Raw genomic sequence first — 16,633 nt, forward strand, 5'->3', positions numbered from 1 at the left:
CGACCTCATGCGCATGCTCGCGAACGTCTGACGAGAAGAGGAACCATGTTCGAGCTGGTCTTCGACGAGAAGGGCGGGTTGCGCTCGGCGCACACGTTCGCCGACGACGTGCGGGCCGCCGCGGTGACGGATCTCTTCGTGTTCAGCCACGGCTGGAACACGTCCGAGGACGACGCCAGGAAGACCTACGACCAGTTCTTCCCGCTGGTCGCCGCCGCGGCCGAGGGCGTGGCCGGGCTCGGGAAGGTGGGCTTCGCCAGTGTGTTCTGGCCGTCGCTGTGGTTCCCGGACAGCCCGGCGACCGCAGCGGCCACATCGGTCGCCGCCGGCTCGGCGCACGCGGCGGGTGCCGCCACACAGGACCGCTCCGGCACGGACGCCCTGAGCGGCACGGAGATCGCCGAGTCGCTGGCGCTCGGCTTCGCCGACCCGGCACAGCGCAGGACGGTGGCGGCCCGGGGGCGGCTCATCGACGAGACGGCCCACGCCGCGAGCGCCGGCGCGTCCGACGAGGCGATCGCCCAGCGGTTGCTGGAGTTCCACGCGACGCTGCGGTCGCTCGCACCCCCGGTGCCCGACTTCGAGGACGCCGGCGAGCGGGCGCTGCTGGCGAGCACCGAACCGGTGCGGGACTACCAGACGCTCGCGGAGGTCTTCGGCAGCACGCCGGCGGCCGGCGCGCAGCAGGGCCTCGGTGACTGGTTCGGCAACGCGGTGAACGGCGCCAAGGACGCCCTGCGGGTGTTCTCCTACACCACGATGAAGGCCAGGGCCGGCACGATCGGCAGGACCGGCCTCGGCCCGCAGCTCGCGAAGCTGCGCGGGGTGCGGGTGCACCTGATCGGCCACAGCTTCGGCGCCCGGCTGGTGTCGTTCGCGCTGGCCGGCGTCGGGCCGGCGGCGACGAGCCCGGTCGCGTCGCTGCTGCTGCTCCAGGGCGCGTTCTCGCACTGGTCGTTCGCGCACGCCAAGGACAACCCGTTCGGCGCCGACGGCACTCTGCACGGGGTGGTCGACCGCGTGCGCGGTCCGCTGGTGGCGACGTTCAGCGTGCACGACTTCGCGGTGTGCCGGTGGTACCCGAAGGCGTCGTGCCTCGCCAGGCAGGACGAGTCGGCCACCGTCGGCGACCGGTGGGGCGGCATGGGTTCCGACGGGTTCCAGGCGGTGGCCCCCGTGGTGGACAAGGGCCTGCGCGTGGAGGGCGGCACCGGCTTCGGCTTCCGCTCGGGCACCTTCTACCGGGTCAACGCGAACAACGTGATCAGCAACGAGAAGCTGCAGGGCTTCGCGGGCGCGCACAACGACTTCCAGAAGCCGGCGGTGGCGCAGCTCGCGGTCGCGGCGGCCGCCCACTCCTGAGCACCCTTGAGGAAAGCGCTTTCCAAGGGTAGCGTCGGCTGGCGTGCGATCGCTTCACCGATGATGCGAGGTCTGCGCCATGAAGATTGCCCTGTTGGTGGCCGCGGCACTGGCACTGCCCGGCACGGCCCACGCGGCCCAGACCGCGCCAGGCACCGCCAGCCGCCCCGTCCTGTCCGCCGCGGAGGCCGCGCCCTTCACGCCGGCCAACTACTTCCGCTGGTCCGGAACCTACGCGGCGCCAACGGAAGCGCCGTGGCACCCGAGACCGGTCACCACCCGTCGCCGGCCGGACTTCGTGGTCGGCTCGGGGGGCAGGTACACCACGGTGCAGCAGGCGGTCAACGCCGCGTTCGCCGACGGGCACGCACGCCACCGCCGGTACATCGAGATCCGGCCCGGCACCTACACCGGCACGGTGTTCATCCCCGCCGGCTCGCCGCCGCTGACGCTGTACGGCGCCGGCCGCCCGGAGGACGTGCGCCTCGAGTACACCCTCGACGCGACGGCGACCCCGGCCGCGTGGGCGGCCCAGGTCAACCCGTCCGGGCAGTACGCCGAGGGCGACCCCGCGTGGGCGATGTTCCAGTCCTGCGCCGGTAGGACCACGCCGACCGTCGGCCTGTGCGCCACGGTCGTCTGGGCGCAGTCCCCCGACCTGCAACTGCGTGGCATGACCATCACGAACACCCTGCTGGACACCGTGGACCGCGGCACGCACCAGGCGCTGGCCCTGCGCACGGACGCCGACCGCACGCAGCTGGAACGCATGCGCCTGGTCAGCCGCCAGGACACGTTCCTGGCCAACGCCGACGACCCGGACCGGATCGCCCGCGTCTCGGTGCGCGACACGTACGTCGAGGGCGACACGGACTTCGTCTTCGGCCGCGCGGCGGCGGTGTTCGAACGCAGCCGGTTCCACCTGGTGTCGACGAGAAAACCCAGCGGCGGCGTGATCTTCGCGCCGAACACGGCCCCGGCCTTCCCCTACGGCTTCCTGGTCCGCCACTGTCTCCTGACGACCGACGCCGCCTACCAGGCCGCGCCGACCGGTCACTTCGGCCGGTCCTGGGACCAGGGCGCGAGCACGACCGGCTACCTCCCGGGCACGACCCCGAACGGCCAGCTCGTGATCCGCGACAGCTACCTGGGCCCGGGTTTCGACACCGCGAAGCCGTGGTCGCCGGCCGCGACCACGTCACGACCGTTCACCGCCCGCACCGACGCCGACCGCGACCTGAACGACCCGAACCACAACCGCCTGTGGGAGTACCGCAACCACGGCGAGAGCGCGCGCACGCCATGACCAGGTAAACGTTTGGTATAGACCATTGGTTGGTCTGGACCATACACTCGGATGACGACAACGTTCCCTCACCCTGCAAGGGAGTCGTCATCATGTTCGCGCGCAAGAATCTTCTCCTGGTGGCCGCGCTGGCCTTCTCGGCCGCCGTGGGCACCACCCCCGCCGCACAGGCGGTGCCGGAACCCACCACGTGGCAACGGATGCTCGCCCAGCAACCCCTGATCCACGCCGCCGACGTCATCCAGGCCGAGGTGCTCCGCGGCGCCGACACCGGGTTCGCCGGCATCGTCCTGGAGGACGACCACGTCGCCCTGTGGTGGAAGGGCGCGGTCCCCGCCGGGATCACCGCCGCCATCGCGAAGGCCGAGACCCACGCGCCGGTGGAGATCGAGCGGGCCAGGTACTCCAACGCCGAACTGCGGGCCGCGGCCGCGGTGATCGACGCGCGCCGGGACGAGAAGTCGCCCGTCCACGCGGTCAAGGTCCCCGCCGACGGGAGCGGCCTCGTGCTCGGCACGACCTCGGCGGAGGCCGCCCGCCAGTTCGCCGGCCTGGTCGACGTGCCGGTGCGGACCGTCGTCGAGGCGCCCCTGCGGCCGGTGTCCCGCCAGAACGACAGCCCGCCGTGGAAGGGCGGCGCGACGATCGTGCTGGGCGGCACCGCGGCGTGCACGTCCGGCTTCTCCGTCCGCACCGGTGACAACGCGCGGTACCTGCTCACCGCGGGGCACTGCGGCAGCCCCGGCGCACGGGTGACCGACCCGACCGGTGAGTTCATCGGCAACGTTGGCGCGAAGCAGACCGATCACGACATCCTGCTGATCCCGACCGGGAACGTGGTCAACCAGCAGTACCTCGGCAACGGTGACAGCAACACCACCACGCCGGTGCAGGGCTGGGGTGACGTCTACACCAACGAGATCCTGTGCCAGTCCGGCGTGACGAGCGCCCGCGAGACCGGCGGCCCGGTCTGCGACATCAAGGTGCTGTTCTTCTACGCCGACCGCGAGGACCTCGTCGAGGGCGAACAGCAGAACGGCCAGCCGGCGGCCCGCCCGGGCGACAGTGGCGGCCCGGTCTACGGCCCGTCGTCGGCCGGCGGCGTGATCGCGAAGGGCACGGTCACGCGGGTGGCCGGCGCGCGGATCGGCTTCCAGGACTTCCGCACCGCGAACCGCGACTTCGGCGTGTACATTCCACTGTGACCGACAGTCCACAATGGACTGTTAGTCGTCGTCCAGCTCGACCGGGGCGAGACGGGACTCCGGGGTGTCGGTCGGGTCGATGACCGCGAACGGCGCGCCGCCGAGGTCCGTGAGCACCGCGGCCCGGCCGAGCGGGCTGTCGTAGGGTTCCACGGCGATGCCACCGCCGAGTTGCAGCGCACGCACGGCGGTGGCGTCGGTGCCCTCCCCGGGATCGGCGACGAAGTAGATCAGCCAGTGCGCCGGGGTGGTCGCCGGGTACTCGGACCCCATGACGTACCGGTACAGCACCGGCAGCCCGGCCAGCCGCCATTCGGCATAGTCGATGTCCGCCGCGTTGCCCAGCTGTTCGATCTGGTAGCCGAACATGCGGCAGTAGAACTCGTCGGCCGCCGGGCCGTCGTGGGTGTTGAGGTCGGCGCTCGCGAACGTGCCGACGGCACCGGTCGTGAACACCCAACCCGCCGGCGGGCATCGCAGGACGACCGGACCGCCGAGCGGATCGCGGGCGTACACGATGCTGTCGTACCGCGGCAGGTCGAGCGGGCCGAGGACGACGGTGCCGCCGACCGCGACGGTCTTCTCCGCGGCCGCGGCCGTGTCGGGCACCGCGAAGTGCGGCATCCAGCCGGACGGTTGGTCCGTCTGGAAGATGCCGGCGACCGCGAACCCGTCCCGCTGCCCGACGAGATAACGGCCGGTCATGACCGTCGAGTCCGCGGTGGCGGTGTACTCCCAGCCGAACAGTCCGGCGTAGAAGGTCGACGCGCGCTGGTCGTCGCCGGTCGACAGCTCCACCCAACACGGCGCACCAGCGGGTAGAACCGCCGCCACCGCACCACTTTCCACAACCATGGGCCAGCCTCCTCGATGAACACTAACCCGCTGGCGACCTTTCATGGTGATACGCGGGCGGTTGGTGCCCCGACGTCCGGACGTTGACGAACGGCCCGCCATGGCTCACGATGAGCTGGCGCTTACCTACTCACGGGTAGCTACCGTCGATGATGCCGGGAGAAAGCCAATGTCACGCCGCCTGCTCACGTCCGCCGTCGCGATCGCCGCGCTGTGCCTGGGCACCGCGACCGCCGCCCACGCGGACGAGCCGCTGAACTACGTCGCGCTCGGCGACTCCTACAGCGCCGCGTCCGGGGTGCAGCCGTCCGATCCCACCGCGCCGCTGCTGTGCCTGCGTTCCACCCGCAACTACCCGCACGTGCTCGCGGCCGCGACCGGCGCGAGCCTGGTCGACGTCACCTGCGGCGCCGCCGAGACCAAACACTTCACGACCTCCCAGTACCCCGGCGTCCCACCGCAGGTCGCCGCGCTGCACCCGGACACCGACCTCGTCACGATGACCATCGGCGGCAACGACAGCGGCGTGTTCATCAGCGCCATCCTCGCCTGCGGCAGCGCGGGGATCCTGACACTCGGGCAGGGCAGCCCGTGCAAGGACCTCTACGGCTCCAGCTTCGAGGACACGATCCGGACGAAGACCTACCCGGCGCTCGTGTCCGCGCTGCGCGCGGTCCGCGCCAAGGCGCCGGGGGCGGACGTGGCCATCCTCGGCTACCCGTGGATCCTGCCGCCGGCCGGCGGCTGCTTCACCAAGATGCCCATCGCCAGCGGTGACGTGCCGTACCTGCGTTCGCTGCAGACCACCCTCAACGACGCGGTGAGCCGCGCGGCGAGCGCGACCGGCGCGACGTACGTGGACTTCGGCGTGGCGTCCGAGGGCCACGACGCGTGCCAGGCGACCGGCACGCGCTGGATCGAGCCCGTGCTGCAGGGCACCAACCCGGTCGTCGTGCACCCGAACGCCCTCGGCGAGGCGAACATGGCCGCGCGGACGGCGGCCGTCCTCGGGCTGGCCTGACCAGCTCCCACCCCGCGGGTGGCAGGCCACACCGGCGAGCCACCCGCGGGGTGCGGCGCCCCGGAAGGCGCTGACCGATCACCCACGGTTCCCAACCGTAAACGGGCAAGTTACACTCGAACGACTGGGAGCGCTCCCAAATACTCTCTTTCAGTGTCGAAGGAGGAATGGTGAGGAAGCGAAAGTTTCTGTTGTTCGGGGTCACCGTGGTCGTGGGCCTGGTCATGGGGCTCGTGAGCGCGGGGCCGGCCAGCGCGCACGGCGCCACGATGATGCCCGGTTCGCGGACCTACCTGTGTTACAAGCACAGCCGCTCGAGCACCGGGGAGATCAAGCCGACGAACCCCGGGTGCGTGGCCGCGTTCAACAAGGCCGGCGCGACGCCGTTCTACAACTGGTTCGCGGTGCTGCGGTCCGACGGCGCCGGGCGCACGAACGGCTTCATCCCGGACGGGAAACTGTGCAGCGGCAACGCGACGGTCTACGACTTCAGCGGGTTCGACACCGCCAGCGCGGACTGGCCGGTGACGCACCTGACCGCCGGCGGCAGTATCCAGGTCCGCTACAACATGTGGGCCGCCCACCCGGGCCGGTTCGACCTGTACGTCACCAACAGCACCTACAACCCGACCCAGCCGCTGAAGTGGAGCAACATCTCCACCACCCCGTTCAGCAGCGTGGTGAACCCCCCGTCGACCGGCTCGGTCGGCAGCGAGGACGGGTACTACTACTGGAACGCGACGCTGCCCTCCGGCCTGTCCGGCAGGCACATCATCTACTCGGTCTGGACCCGCTCGGACAGCACCGAGACGTTCTACGGCTGCTCGGACGTCGTCTTCGACGGCGGCAACGGGAACGTCACGTACTAGCACGGCCGTGAAGGGCCCCTTCGGGAGTAGGGGTCCTTCACCGCATCCGGGGCCACGACGAGCCGCACGAGGTCGATCATGTCCACCCGCGGCAGGTGTCGTCGTGCTTGCCGGCGCGCAGGCCGAACGCCGCCGTGGTCGACGAAGTCCTACGGGCCGGGAGCCGCGCCGCCGACTCGGAGCACGTCGAGACCGTCGGTGCGGTGTCGCGGCCCGTGCGGCCGCCGCGCCAAGACCGGTGCCGGGAGGCGTACTTTCGGCCGATCAATCGCGATGGTCCAGCCCGTACCATGGGTCGGTGTTCGACCTCCTTCGCTCCGTCTGGCGGGAACCGCGGCCGCCTGCCGCGGCGCCGCGCGTGTGGCGGGACTGGGTGCTCGTGGCCGTCCTGGTGCCGGTCGCCGTGGTCGAGGGAGTGCTCACGCGGGACCTCCCCTGGCGGGTGCTGTCCGTGGTCGTGGCCGCCGGCCTCGTCCCGACGCTGCTGTGGCGGCGGTCGCGGCCGCTGCTCATGGTCGCCGTCGCGTTCGGCGTCTGCCAGCTGTCCGCGCTCGTGGTGGACGCGGAGTTCCCGTCGCAGAACGTCCTCGTCTACCTCGCGTTGCTGCCGTACGCGTTGTTCCGCTGGGGATCCGGGCGCGAGGCGGTGCTCGGCGCGGCCATCATGCTCGGCAAGGTCGGCCTCTCGGGCGCGCTCGGCTACCTGCACCCCAGCGACGTGCTGGGCGGCCTCGTCATCCTGTGCGCGGCGATGGCGCTGGGTGCCGCGTTCCGGTACCGGTCCAGGGCCCGGGCCCGCGAGCTGGACCAGGTGAAGCTGCTGGAGCGGGAACGGCTCGCCCGCGACCTGCACGACACGGTCGCGCACCACGTGTCGGCCATGGCGATCCGCGCCCAGGCCGGCATCGCGACGGCCGCCGCCGACCCCGACGCCGCGCTCGACGCGTTGAAGGTGATCGACGCCGAGGCGGCCCGCACGCTGGACGAGATGCGCGGCATGGTCCGCATCCTGCGCACCGAGGAGCCGGCCCAGCTCTCCCCCGGCCCGCGCGTCGCCGACGTCGAGCGGCTCGCGTCACAGGGCCCGCCCTCGGTGGACGTGCAGGTCGTCGGGGACACCGACACGCTGCCATCGCCGGTCGGGGCCGCCGTCTTCCGGCTCGCGCAGGAGGCCGTCACGAACGCCCGGCGGCACGCGAGGCACGCCACCCGCATCGAGGTCCGCGTCATCGTCGACGACGAGCACGTGCGCGTCCGGGTGAGCGACGACGGCAATCCCCGCCCGGCCGGATCGCACGGCTACGGGTTGGTCGGCATGACCGAGCGTGCCGGCCTCCTCGGCGGCACGTGCGAGGCGGGTCCCGACCCCGGCCGCGGCTGGACGGTGTCGGCGGTGTTGCCGAAGTGAGGGTGCTCGTCGCCGACGACCAGGAGATCGTCCGCACCGGCCTTGCCATGATCCTCGACGCCCAGCCCGACATCGAGGTCTGCGGCACCGCCGCGGACGGGCGGGAGGCCGTCGACCTCGCGCGCCGGCTGCGGCCGGACGTGTGCCTGTTCGACATCCGGATGCCCGAGCTGGACGGCATCGAGGCCACCCGCCGGCTCGCCGGCCCGACCGTCGAGGACCCGATGGCGGTCGTCGTCATCACCACGTTCGACCTCGACGAGTACGTCTACGCCGCGTTGCGTGCCGGCGCCCGGGGTTTCCTGCTCAAGAACGCCGGCATCGAGATGCTGTCGCAGGCCGTCCACGCGGCCGCGAACGGCGACGCGCTCATCGCCCCGAGCGTCACGGCCCGGCTGCTGGCGACCTTCGCGGCCACCGACCCGTCGACGCGGCCGGCGCAGCCGATCGACCCGCTGACCGAGCGGGAGGAGGAGATCCTCGCCGCCGTGGCCCGCGGGCGGACGAACAACGAGATCGCGACCGAGCTGTACATCACGCTGAGCACGGTCAAGTCGCACGTGACGAGCCTGATGACCAAGCTCGGCGCGCGGAACCGGGTCGAGATCGCGATGTGGGCGTACGAGACGAAGCGCGTCCGGCGGGGCAGGTAGCCGAAAGTACGACGCGCCGCCCGGACCTCCGGACAGTACGACAGCGGCCCAACTTCCGATGAGCCCGACCCCGTACGGCCGGCACGATTTCGCCATGACGACACGAACCCCACCCGCCACGGCCACCAGGTCGCGGTGGTGGGTACCGGCGGGGCTGCTCGCCCTCGGCTTCGTCCCGGTGCTGGCCGGCACCTTCCGCGTCGGCCAGCTGGCGTCCGGCGGACGGGTCACCGCGGAGAACGCCCGGTTCTTCGCCTCGCCCGTGCCGGTGGTGCTGCACATCGTGGGCGCCACGGTGTTCCTCGTGCTGGGCGCGTTCCAGTTCGTGCCGAGCCTGCGCCGCCATGCCTGGCACCGGCGCGCCGGGCGGCTCGTCCTCCCCGGTGGACTGGTCGCGGCGCTGGCGGCGCTGTGGATGACCGTCTTCTACCCCCACCCACCAGGCGACGGCGACCTGCTCACGGCGTTCCGGCTCGTGTTCGGCGCGGTCATGCTCGTCGCGCTGGTCCTCGGCCTCCGGGCGATCCGGGACCGGGACGTGGCCGCGCACCGCGCCTGGGTGACTCGCGCGTACGCCATCGGTGTCGCCGCGGGCACGCAGGCAGTGTTCGTCGGGCTGTGGGAGGGGCTGGTCGGTCCGGAGGGCGTGACCGGCAGGGCGCTGCTGCTCGGCGCCGCCTGGGTGTTCAACCTCGTGGTGGCGGAACGAACCATTCGAAAGGGGAGACGATGAAGGCGATCGTGCAGGACAGGTACGGCGCACCCGAGGTGCTGGAGTTCACGACCGTGGACAGCCCGGTGGCCGGCGACGACGAGGTGCTCGTCCAGGTGTGCGCCTCCTCGGTCAACGCCTACGACTGGCACTTCATGCGTGGCGACCCGTACCTCTTCCGGCTGGTGTCCAAGGAGGCCGGGCTCCGCGCTCCCAAGGGGAGGATCCGGGGCCGCGACGTCGCCGGCCGGGTCGTCGCCACGGGGAGGAACGTCACCGGTTTCAGCCCCGGGGACGAGGTGTTCGGCGACCTCCACCACCGCAGCGGCGCCTTCGCCGAGTACGCCGCCGTGCCGGCGAACCAGCTGGCGCACAAGCCGGCCGCGCTGACCTTCGAGCAGGCGGCGGCGGTGCCCCTGGCCGGCAACACGGCGCTGATCGCACTGCGGGACGTGGCTGGAGTCCGGGCGGGACAACGGGTTCTGCTCAACGGCGCGTCCGGCGGCGTCGGCACGTTCGCCGTGCAGCTCGCCAAGGCGTACGGCGCCGAGGTGACCGCGGTGTGCAGCACGCGGAACGCCGACCTCGTCACGGAGCTGGGCGCGGACCACGTCATCGACTACACCCGCGAGGACTTCACCCGCTCCGGGCAGCGCTACGACGTGGTGCTCGACCTGGTCGCCAACCGCTCGCTGCGCGACCTGCGACGGTCGCTGACGCCGGAGGGCCTGCTCCTGCTGTCCGGCGGCGGGACGTCCCGGGGCGGCAGCTTCTTCGGCCCGATGGCCCTGATCATCAGGGCACAGCTGGTGGCCCGGTTCACGCGGCAGCGCATGGTCCTGGTGAGCGAGGTGCCGAGCCGCGAGAACCTGGTGACGCTGGCCGAACTCGTCACCACCGGCAGGATCACCCCGGTGATCGACCGGACCTACCCCCTGCCCGAGACCGCGGCGGCCATCCGCTACGTCGAGGTGGACCACGCCCGCGCGAAGGTCGTCATCACGGTGTGAGTCCACCTGGTGAGACCAGTTGCCGGCACCCGTCGCCGGAGGTCATGATCGAGCCATGACCTCCGTCGGCCGCCTGCACGTCACGTATCGACTGCACGCGAGCGCGATCTGTCCACTGCCCTGACAGGCGCCGGCCTCCGGCGCCGATGGCGAAGTGGCCGAGAGGACAGGCAGAGGTCTGCAAAACCTCGTACACGGGTTCGAATCCCGTCTTCGCCTCGCTCGTGGGCGAGCCCTGCTCGCGGAAAGCGCTCGCCTCGCTCGCTCGGGGTGTTTTCTGGGGGTGCGACCCCCAGACCCCGCCCGGCGGGCTCACCGCCCCCGGACCCCCGCGCCGTGGCCCGAAACCAGCCACTGTGTTCAGCGGCGGAAAGCGCTCGCCCCCGCTCGCTCGGGGTGTTTCTGGGGGCAACCCCCAGACCCCACCTGGCCGGCTCACCGCCTCCGGACCCCGCGCCGTGACCCGAAACCAGCCATCGTCCAGCCCGCGGAAAGCACTCGCCCCGCTCACTCCGCGTGCTCTCCGGGGGGCAACCTCCAGACCCCGCCCGGCGGGCTCACCGCCCCCGGACTCCCGCGCCTTGGCCCGAACCCAGCCAACTGTGTTCAGCGGCGGAAAGCGCTCGCCCCGTCCGGCAGACTCACCATCCCCCGGACCCCGCCATGGCTCGAAACCAGCCATTGTCCAGCGGGCGAAAAGCACTCGCCCCGCTCACTCCGTGTGCTCTCCGGGAGTGCAACCCCCCAGGCCCCGCCCGGCGGGCTCACCACCCCCGGACCCCCGCGCCGTGGTCCGAGGGCGGCCATCGTTCACTGGTACGTGACCTTGAACGTCCATGCGTACTTACCCGCCGCGCTGGCCGCGGTCGGTACGTCGATGACCAGCTTGCCGTTCTGCTGCGTCCACCGGAGCGGCTTGCCGTAGCCGAGCATCGTCACCCGGTCGCCGGGGCGGATCGGGACCGGGGCGTCGACCACCACCTGGGCGCCGGGCTCCTGCAGGGAGGTGATGTAGAACGCCTCGTTCTGTTTCACCGTGAAGCGGAGGGGGCCCTGGGCGGCCATGCGGGACCAGTAGGTCGTGCCGTAGATCGACTCGCCGTTGGTGGTCAGCCAGTCGCCGGTCTCGCGGAGCCGGGTCTGCATGATGTCCGGGATGGAGCCGTCGGCGCGGGGGCCGATGTCCAGCAGGAAGTTGCCGTTCTTGCTGGTGACGTCCACCAGCGTGTCCACGACCTCGTCGGCCGTCATGTACAGGGAGTCCGGGGTGGCCTGGTTGTAGCCGTACGAGCGCGGGTCCAGGCCGCGGCTCGCCTCCCACTTCTGGACCACGGTGTCCGGGTAGGTCGTGTACTCCGGGGTCGTGAAGTCGTGGGTCGGGATGCCGCAGCGGTCGTCCACCGTCACGTCCTTGGGGGTCGCGCGGTTCTTGGCGCGGTTGAAGTACTCCGCCAGCACCGACCGGCTCTCGTTGGCGCCGCCGATGTCGCACCAGATCACGTCCGGGTCGTACTGGCGCACGATCTCCCGCATCTGGGGTGCCTGGTAGTCGTGCACGAAGTTCCGGCCGGACTGGTAGCCCGTGTACGGCTCGGCGGCACCGGTGTACGGGTTGGTCGGGCCGTGGCCCGTCCACGGGGCGTCCGGGTTGTACCACTCCGGCAGCGAGAAGTAGAGGCCGTTGTGCAGCTCCGGCGTGTACCGGCGCGACGCGGCGAACAGCTCGCCGACCAGGTCCCGGTGCGGACCGAGGTCGACCGAGTCGCGGCCGGAGACCGCCGAGTCGAACAGGGCGAAACCCTCGTGGTGCTTGGACGTCAGCACGTAGTATTTCGCGCCCGCCGCCTGGAACAGCCGGACCCACGCCGCCGGGTCGAAGTGCGCCGCGGTGAACATCGGGATGAAGTCGTCGTACGCGAAGTCCTCGCCGTAGGTCTGGGCGTGGTATGCGTGGACCGCGTTGTTCGGGTCCTCCATCCACCGCCAGTACCACTCCGCGTACTGCTCCCCCGGCGGCGACCACGCCGGCACCGAGTACAGGCCCCAGTGGACGAAGATGCCGAACTTCGCGTCGTCGAACCAGTACGGCGACTCGTGGCCGCCGAGCGAGGCGTCGGTCGCCTGGTAGTCCGCGACGCCGAGCGTGAACCGGACGGGCTGCTCGGCACGCAGGCGCTTCCCCTGTGCCACAACCTTTCCGTCGACGACGGTGTTCACCGGCGCGCCCGCGCGGGCGATCCCGATCCGCACCCGGACCTCCTCGCCGGGGCCGAGCCTGCGCACCGCGGCCGGGCGGACCGTGCGCGCGCCGAACACGTCCGCGGACACCGAGACGCCGTCCTGCGGGGTGATCCACTCGTCGCCGAGGTTCACCACGGTCGCCTCCACCGCCTGGCTGTCCCCGAGCAGCTTCGTCGTGGACCGCGCGCCGCGCACGACGAGCGCCTTGCCGGTGGCGGCCGGCTGCACGGTCAGCGCGAACACGTGCAGGCTGGACAGGTCGGGCCGGGCGGGGTTCGTGGTCGGCAGGGTGATCCCCACCGCGTCGCGGGTCGCATCGAACCAGATCCGCGCGACCGAGATGGACACCGGGTGCTGGTCGGTGCCGCCGCCCGGGGTGTAGCGGAACGGCGCCTGGACCGGGCCGGAACCGGCGTACCAGTCCGCGCCGCCGAGGGTCGCGGCGGTCGTCGTGCCGTCGGCGTAGTGGACGGTCGCCTGGCCCGAGGCCATGCCGTAGCTGCTCGCGACCAGGAAGTACGCGCTGTGGTACCGGCCGCGCGGGAGGTCGACGCGCTGTCCCATGGCGACGGCGTTGTTCACCGCACCCGCCGCGGCCGACGGGAACGCGTACGGCACGCCGTCCACGGTGATCTGCCCGGCGGGCAGGGCCTCGGCGGGGAACGTGTAGCCGGAGCCGTCGAAGTCGCCGTCCCGGGCGGACGCGGAGTCGATGCCGTCGTTGTCGAAGTACGCCTCGATAGGTACGACGACCGGTTCGGGCACCGCGGCCGCGGCAACGGGCTCCGCGGCAGCGGTCGCGGTCGTGACTCCCGCCAGGACAACGGTGATGGCCAGCAGGGACAGCAACTGGCTCGGTCGCGATCGCATACACACTCCAGCGGGCGCAGGCGTCAATCATCCGATGACTTGATGCTGCTGGAGTGCACCGCTTTCGTCAAGCGACGAGCAGGTAGCTCATCCCCACCGCCATGAAGACCTGGCACGACGCCGCCAGCCGCGGGGCCGTGAGCACGGCGGGCAGGCGGGTGTCCCCGGCCGGCACGGGGCGCACGAGCCGCGGGGAGAGCAACGTGGCATGCACCAGGAAGTAGCCGGCGAACAGCCAGGCGACCAGCGGCAACGCGAACTGGACGTCGGACATGGCCGGCACCCACGGCGCGGCCATGCGGGCGTGTCCCCCGCCGCTCGGCATCGCCGTCAGCATGTACAGCATCGCGAGCCCGGCGACGGCGTGGTGCAGGTCCCCCGCGTGCCAGCCGATCGGCTCGGCCGCGGCGCGGTTCCGCCGCTGCCGGAACCAGGAGCCGGCGAACCAGGACGTGGTGACGAGGAAGACGGTCTGCCAGCCGGCCACCGGCACCGGGCCGCCGACGGGCGAGCACATGACGGCCATGCCGGCGCTCATCATCCCGTGGCCGACGTCGGTCGCGCGGTGGCAGCCGCGGTACAGGGCCGCCACGTGCCTGGCCCTGGCCAGGCGGGTGACGCAGTACGCCGCCACGGCGAGGAAGAGTGCGGTCAGGGCCCAGCGGAGCCAGTCGGGACCGGCCATGCGATTCCCCTTCTCCTGACATGAAGAGTTCGAGAAAAGCGTCACCTGGGCCGGCACGTTGGTGATGATTTCGATCCTGGCCAGGCACGATGGCGGTGTCAACCCGCCGTGTCGGTGAGACAACGACACTCACATGGCCCAGCCGGCCGGCGCACCGGCGTATGCCGCCGCACCCGCGTGGGTAACCCGAAGGCCAGGTCCCGGGAATTCCCGGGAACCAGGGGATGATCAGTTCCGACTAGTTCCATGAGTGATTCCCGAGGCCCTCATGAAGAAATCACACCGGAGAGGTGACGAGATGCGAAGACTACGCCTGCGCTGCGCGGACTGCGGTGAGGTCACTCTCCCGGCGAGCGAGGTCTCCGTCTCCGGCACGGCCGAACCCGGCCGGGTGAACTGCTCGTTCCGCTGCCCCGTGTGCGGTGGTGCCTGCGAGCAGGGATGTGACGTGGCGACGGGCAGGTTGTTGCTGCTCGGCGGCGCACGGGCGAAACCGGCCGCCGCGCCGGCGCCGCCGCCACTGGGCCTGGCGGACCTGGTCCTGCTGCGTGAGTTGTTGAACCGGCCGGATTTCGTCGAGATCATGGGCAGGGCCTGAACCGAGCGGTCGGTTCCCAATCACCGAATGCTCCAGCGCGCGCGGAAAGAATGCGGCGACAGGCGCGTCGAACGTCACCGGTTCGGGTCGGGTGACCAGTCCCGCAACGCGGACAGCACCAGCGTGCGGCGGTCGTGCACGGACAGGACGTTCCCGCCGGGACTGGGCACCGCGTAGACGAAGTCGCCGTGGGGCAGCGCGATCTCGTCGACGAGCGCCATCGTGCCCGGGTCGACCGTGAACAGCCGGCCGTTGGCGCTGCTCCACGACACGAACCCGCCGGGGAGTGCCATCAGGCAGCCGCCGGCCTCGTCGCTGCCGTCCGCCGCGCCCCGCGGGTCGACGTCGGCCCACTTCAGCGCGCCCAGCTCGATGAGGTCCGGCCAGGACAGCCTGGTCAGCCGGTCGTCGCCGGCGGTCAGGAACCAGTCGCCGGTGGGGGCGAACTGTGCCGGCAGGCAGTCGTCGGCCGGCAGGTGCTCGGCGGTCAACGCCGCGCCGTCGTCCCGGACCAGCCACGACTGCTGACCGTCCGGACCGGCCACGAGCCACAGGACGGTCGCGCGCTCGTGGGGGTGGTTGCGCACCCGGACCATCGAGTCGCGGAAGGCGTCCGGCACGGTCACCGCGCGCTGGACCCGGCCGTCCGCCGTGCGCAGCTCGACCAGCACCTCGTCGCCGGTGTTGAACGCGGTCCACAGCTCCCGGCCCGACGGCAGCCACCGGCACGCGGACTCGCCCGCCAGCGGCGCGGAGCTGCCGCCCTCGGTCGGGTCGCCGATCCACAGCCGCTCGCCGACGACCCACGCCCAGCGGCCGCCGACGACCGAGAGGTCCGTGACCCGGCCGCCCAGGTCGAGGCGCCGCACCAGCCGCAGCCCGGCGTCGAGGACGGTGAGCTCGCCGTCCTCGGACACGACCACGAAGCCGTCCCCGCACGTCCGCCCGAAGTAGGCGTCGTGGCCGACGGTGAAGGTGGCCACGGCGGCGATCTCACGCACCATTGGCAAACCCTAGCGCCCGGACGGAACGCGGACACCTTGACAATAACTTAGGCACTTAGCAAACTGCCTAAGTGCTCGACGTCGACGTGCTCAAGGCGCTGGCCAACGAGAAGCGCCTCGCGATCCTCGAGTGGCTCAGGGACCCGGTGCGGCACTTCCCGCCGCAGCGGGACGGGGACCTGGTCGACGACGGGGTCTGCTCGGTGTTCATCGCCGACAAGCTCGGCGTCAGCCAGCCCACCGCGAGCGAGCACCTCAAGCTGCTCACCGCGGCCGGGCTGCTGCGTGCCAGGCGCATCCGGCAGTGGACCTTCTACCACCGCGACGAGGAACGCATCGCCGAGGTCAAACTCATGCTCCAGGACGGCCTATGACCCAGCTCTACGACCGGCTCGTCGAGACGCTCGACGCGGCCGGCGCCACCTACCGCCTCATCGACCACGCCCCCGAGGGCCAGACGGACAGGGTGAGCGCCCTGCGCGGCCACCCGACGGCCATGGCCGCCAAGTGCCTGGTGGTCATGGTCAAGGTCGGCAAGCGCACCAGCCGCTACTACCTCGCCGTGGTACCCGGCGACCGGCGCGTCGACCTGGCCGCGGTGAAGGCACTCGCGGACGGCACCTACGTCGCGTTCGCGGCCGCCGAGAAGGCCGAGGCACTCGCCGGCAGCGTCAGCGGCACGATCCTGCCGTTCAGCTTCCACCCCGACCTCGAGCTGGTCGTCGACCCCGGGCTGCTCACGCACGCGGAGATCTTCTTCAACGCCGCCCGGCTCGACCGCTCACTCGCCCTCGACACCCGCGACTACGTGCGGACCGCCGACCCGAAGGTCCA

At 71.6% G+C, this 16,633-nt stretch carries 16 protein-coding genes and 1 tRNA gene; 13 read left to right on the forward strand and 4 right to left on the reverse strand.

Features of this window, described 5'->3' with window-relative positions:
• Positions 1-45 precede the first annotated feature (45 nt).
• The 3 genes from ACJ73U_RS33445 to ACJ73U_RS33455 all read left to right on the forward strand — a co-directional run bounded on the left by ACJ73U_RS33445 (position 46) and on the right by ACJ73U_RS33455 (position 3,873).
• Positions 46-1,362: a hypothetical protein gene (locus tag ACJ73U_RS33445; protein WP_407781745.1), complete on the forward strand. Its 1,317-nt coding sequence runs from the start codon at positions 46-48 to the stop codon at positions 1,360-1,362.
• Positions 1,363-1,441: 79 nt separating this feature from the next.
• Positions 1,442-2,668, forward strand: a complete 1,227-nt coding sequence (locus ACJ73U_RS33450; RefSeq protein WP_407781746.1) for a putative acyl-CoA thioester hydrolase — start codon at positions 1,442-1,444, stop codon at positions 2,666-2,668.
• 92 nt (positions 2,669-2,760) lie between these two features.
• Positions 2,761-3,873, forward strand: a complete 1,113-nt coding sequence (locus tag ACJ73U_RS33455; protein WP_407781747.1) for a hypothetical protein — start codon at positions 2,761-2,763, stop codon at positions 3,871-3,873.
• A gap of 21 nt (positions 3,874-3,894) precedes the next feature.
• On the opposite strand, the gene ACJ73U_RS33460 is transcribed toward ACJ73U_RS33455, so the two are convergent.
• A complete protein-coding gene (locus ACJ73U_RS33460; protein ID WP_407781748.1) occupies positions 3,895-4,728 on the reverse strand; it encodes a VOC family protein in 834 nt (277 codons plus the stop codon).
• Between the two features lie 169 nt (positions 4,729-4,897).
• Between ACJ73U_RS33460 and ACJ73U_RS33465 the strand changes: the two genes are divergently transcribed.
• The 7 genes from ACJ73U_RS33465 (at position 4,898) to ACJ73U_RS33495 (ending at position 10,620) form a co-directional block, all read left to right on the forward strand.
• Entirely contained in the window at positions 4,898-5,749 is an 852-nt protein-coding gene (locus ACJ73U_RS33465; RefSeq protein WP_407781749.1) for an SGNH/GDSL hydrolase family protein, read from the forward strand.
• 170 nt (positions 5,750-5,919) lie between these two features.
• Complete coding sequence (locus tag ACJ73U_RS33470) at positions 5,920-6,618, forward strand: lytic polysaccharide monooxygenase (protein ID WP_407781750.1); 699 nt, start codon at positions 5,920-5,922, stop codon at positions 6,616-6,618.
• 298 nt (positions 6,619-6,916) lie between these two features.
• The gene (locus ACJ73U_RS33475) at positions 6,917-8,026 is read left to right on the forward strand and encodes a sensor histidine kinase (protein ID WP_407781751.1); all 1,110 of its coding nucleotides are present in this window, start codon (positions 6,917-6,919) and stop codon (positions 8,024-8,026) included.
• Positions 8,027-8,073: 47 nt separating this feature from the next.
• Positions 8,074-8,679 (forward strand): response regulator, encoded by a 606-nt coding sequence (locus tag ACJ73U_RS33480; RefSeq protein WP_407781760.1) that lies wholly within the window; start codon positions 8,074-8,076, stop codon positions 8,677-8,679.
• 94 nt (positions 8,680-8,773) lie between these two features.
• Entirely contained in the window at positions 8,774-9,412 is a 639-nt protein-coding gene (locus tag ACJ73U_RS33485) for a DUF2306 domain-containing protein (RefSeq protein WP_407781752.1), read from the forward strand.
• On the forward strand, positions 9,409-10,401 hold the full coding sequence (locus ACJ73U_RS33490) for an NAD(P)-dependent alcohol dehydrogenase (RefSeq protein ID WP_407781753.1): 993 nt from the start codon (positions 9,409-9,411) through the stop codon (positions 10,399-10,401). The genes ACJ73U_RS33485 and ACJ73U_RS33490 overlap by 4 nt, the downstream gene beginning before the upstream one ends.
• Positions 10,402-10,549: 148 nt before the next feature.
• Positions 10,550-10,620: transfer RNA gene (locus ACJ73U_RS33495), tRNA-Cys, on the forward strand.
• A 591-nt stretch (positions 10,621-11,211) separates the two neighbouring features.
• Here the strand turns inward: ACJ73U_RS33495 and ACJ73U_RS33500 are convergent.
• Together ACJ73U_RS33500 and ACJ73U_RS33505 are read right to left on the reverse strand one after the other, a co-directional pair.
• Positions 11,212-13,512, reverse strand: a complete 2,301-nt coding sequence (locus ACJ73U_RS33500) for an alpha-L-fucosidase (protein ID WP_407781754.1) — start codon at positions 13,510-13,512, stop codon at positions 11,212-11,214.
• A gap of 67 nt (positions 13,513-13,579) precedes the next feature.
• On the reverse strand, positions 13,580-14,197 hold the full coding sequence (locus tag ACJ73U_RS33505) for a DUF5134 domain-containing protein (protein ID WP_407781755.1): 618 nt from the start codon (positions 14,195-14,197) through the stop codon (positions 13,580-13,582).
• Positions 14,198-14,495: 298 nt separating this feature from the next.
• Between ACJ73U_RS33505 and ACJ73U_RS33510 the strand changes: the two genes are divergently transcribed.
• Positions 14,496-14,795 (forward strand): hypothetical protein, encoded by a 300-nt coding sequence (locus ACJ73U_RS33510; RefSeq protein ID WP_407781756.1) that lies wholly within the window; start codon positions 14,496-14,498, stop codon positions 14,793-14,795.
• A gap of 74 nt (positions 14,796-14,869) precedes the next feature.
• Here ACJ73U_RS33510 and ACJ73U_RS33515 read toward each other — a convergent pair whose 3' ends face one another.
• Positions 14,870-15,799: a hypothetical protein gene (locus ACJ73U_RS33515; protein ID WP_407781757.1), complete on the reverse strand. Its 930-nt coding sequence runs from the start codon at positions 15,797-15,799 to the stop codon at positions 14,870-14,872.
• 71 nt (positions 15,800-15,870) lie between these two features.
• Between ACJ73U_RS33515 and ACJ73U_RS33520 the strand changes: the two genes are divergently transcribed.
• Together ACJ73U_RS33520 and ACJ73U_RS33525 are read left to right on the forward strand one after the other, a co-directional pair.
• Positions 15,871-16,173, forward strand: coding sequence for an ArsR/SmtB family transcription factor (locus tag ACJ73U_RS33520; RefSeq protein WP_407781758.1), 303 nt, complete (start codon positions 15,871-15,873; stop codon positions 16,171-16,173).
• On the forward strand, positions 16,170-16,633 hold a 464-nt coding region (locus ACJ73U_RS33525; protein WP_407781759.1), incomplete at its 3' end, for a YbaK/EbsC family protein. The genes ACJ73U_RS33520 and ACJ73U_RS33525, both read left to right, overlap by 4 nt.

Origin of the sequence: Actinophytocola sp., from assembly GCF_045807065.1 — a bacterium.
Lineage (GTDB): Bacteria > Actinomycetota > Actinomycetes > Mycobacteriales > Pseudonocardiaceae > Actinophytocola.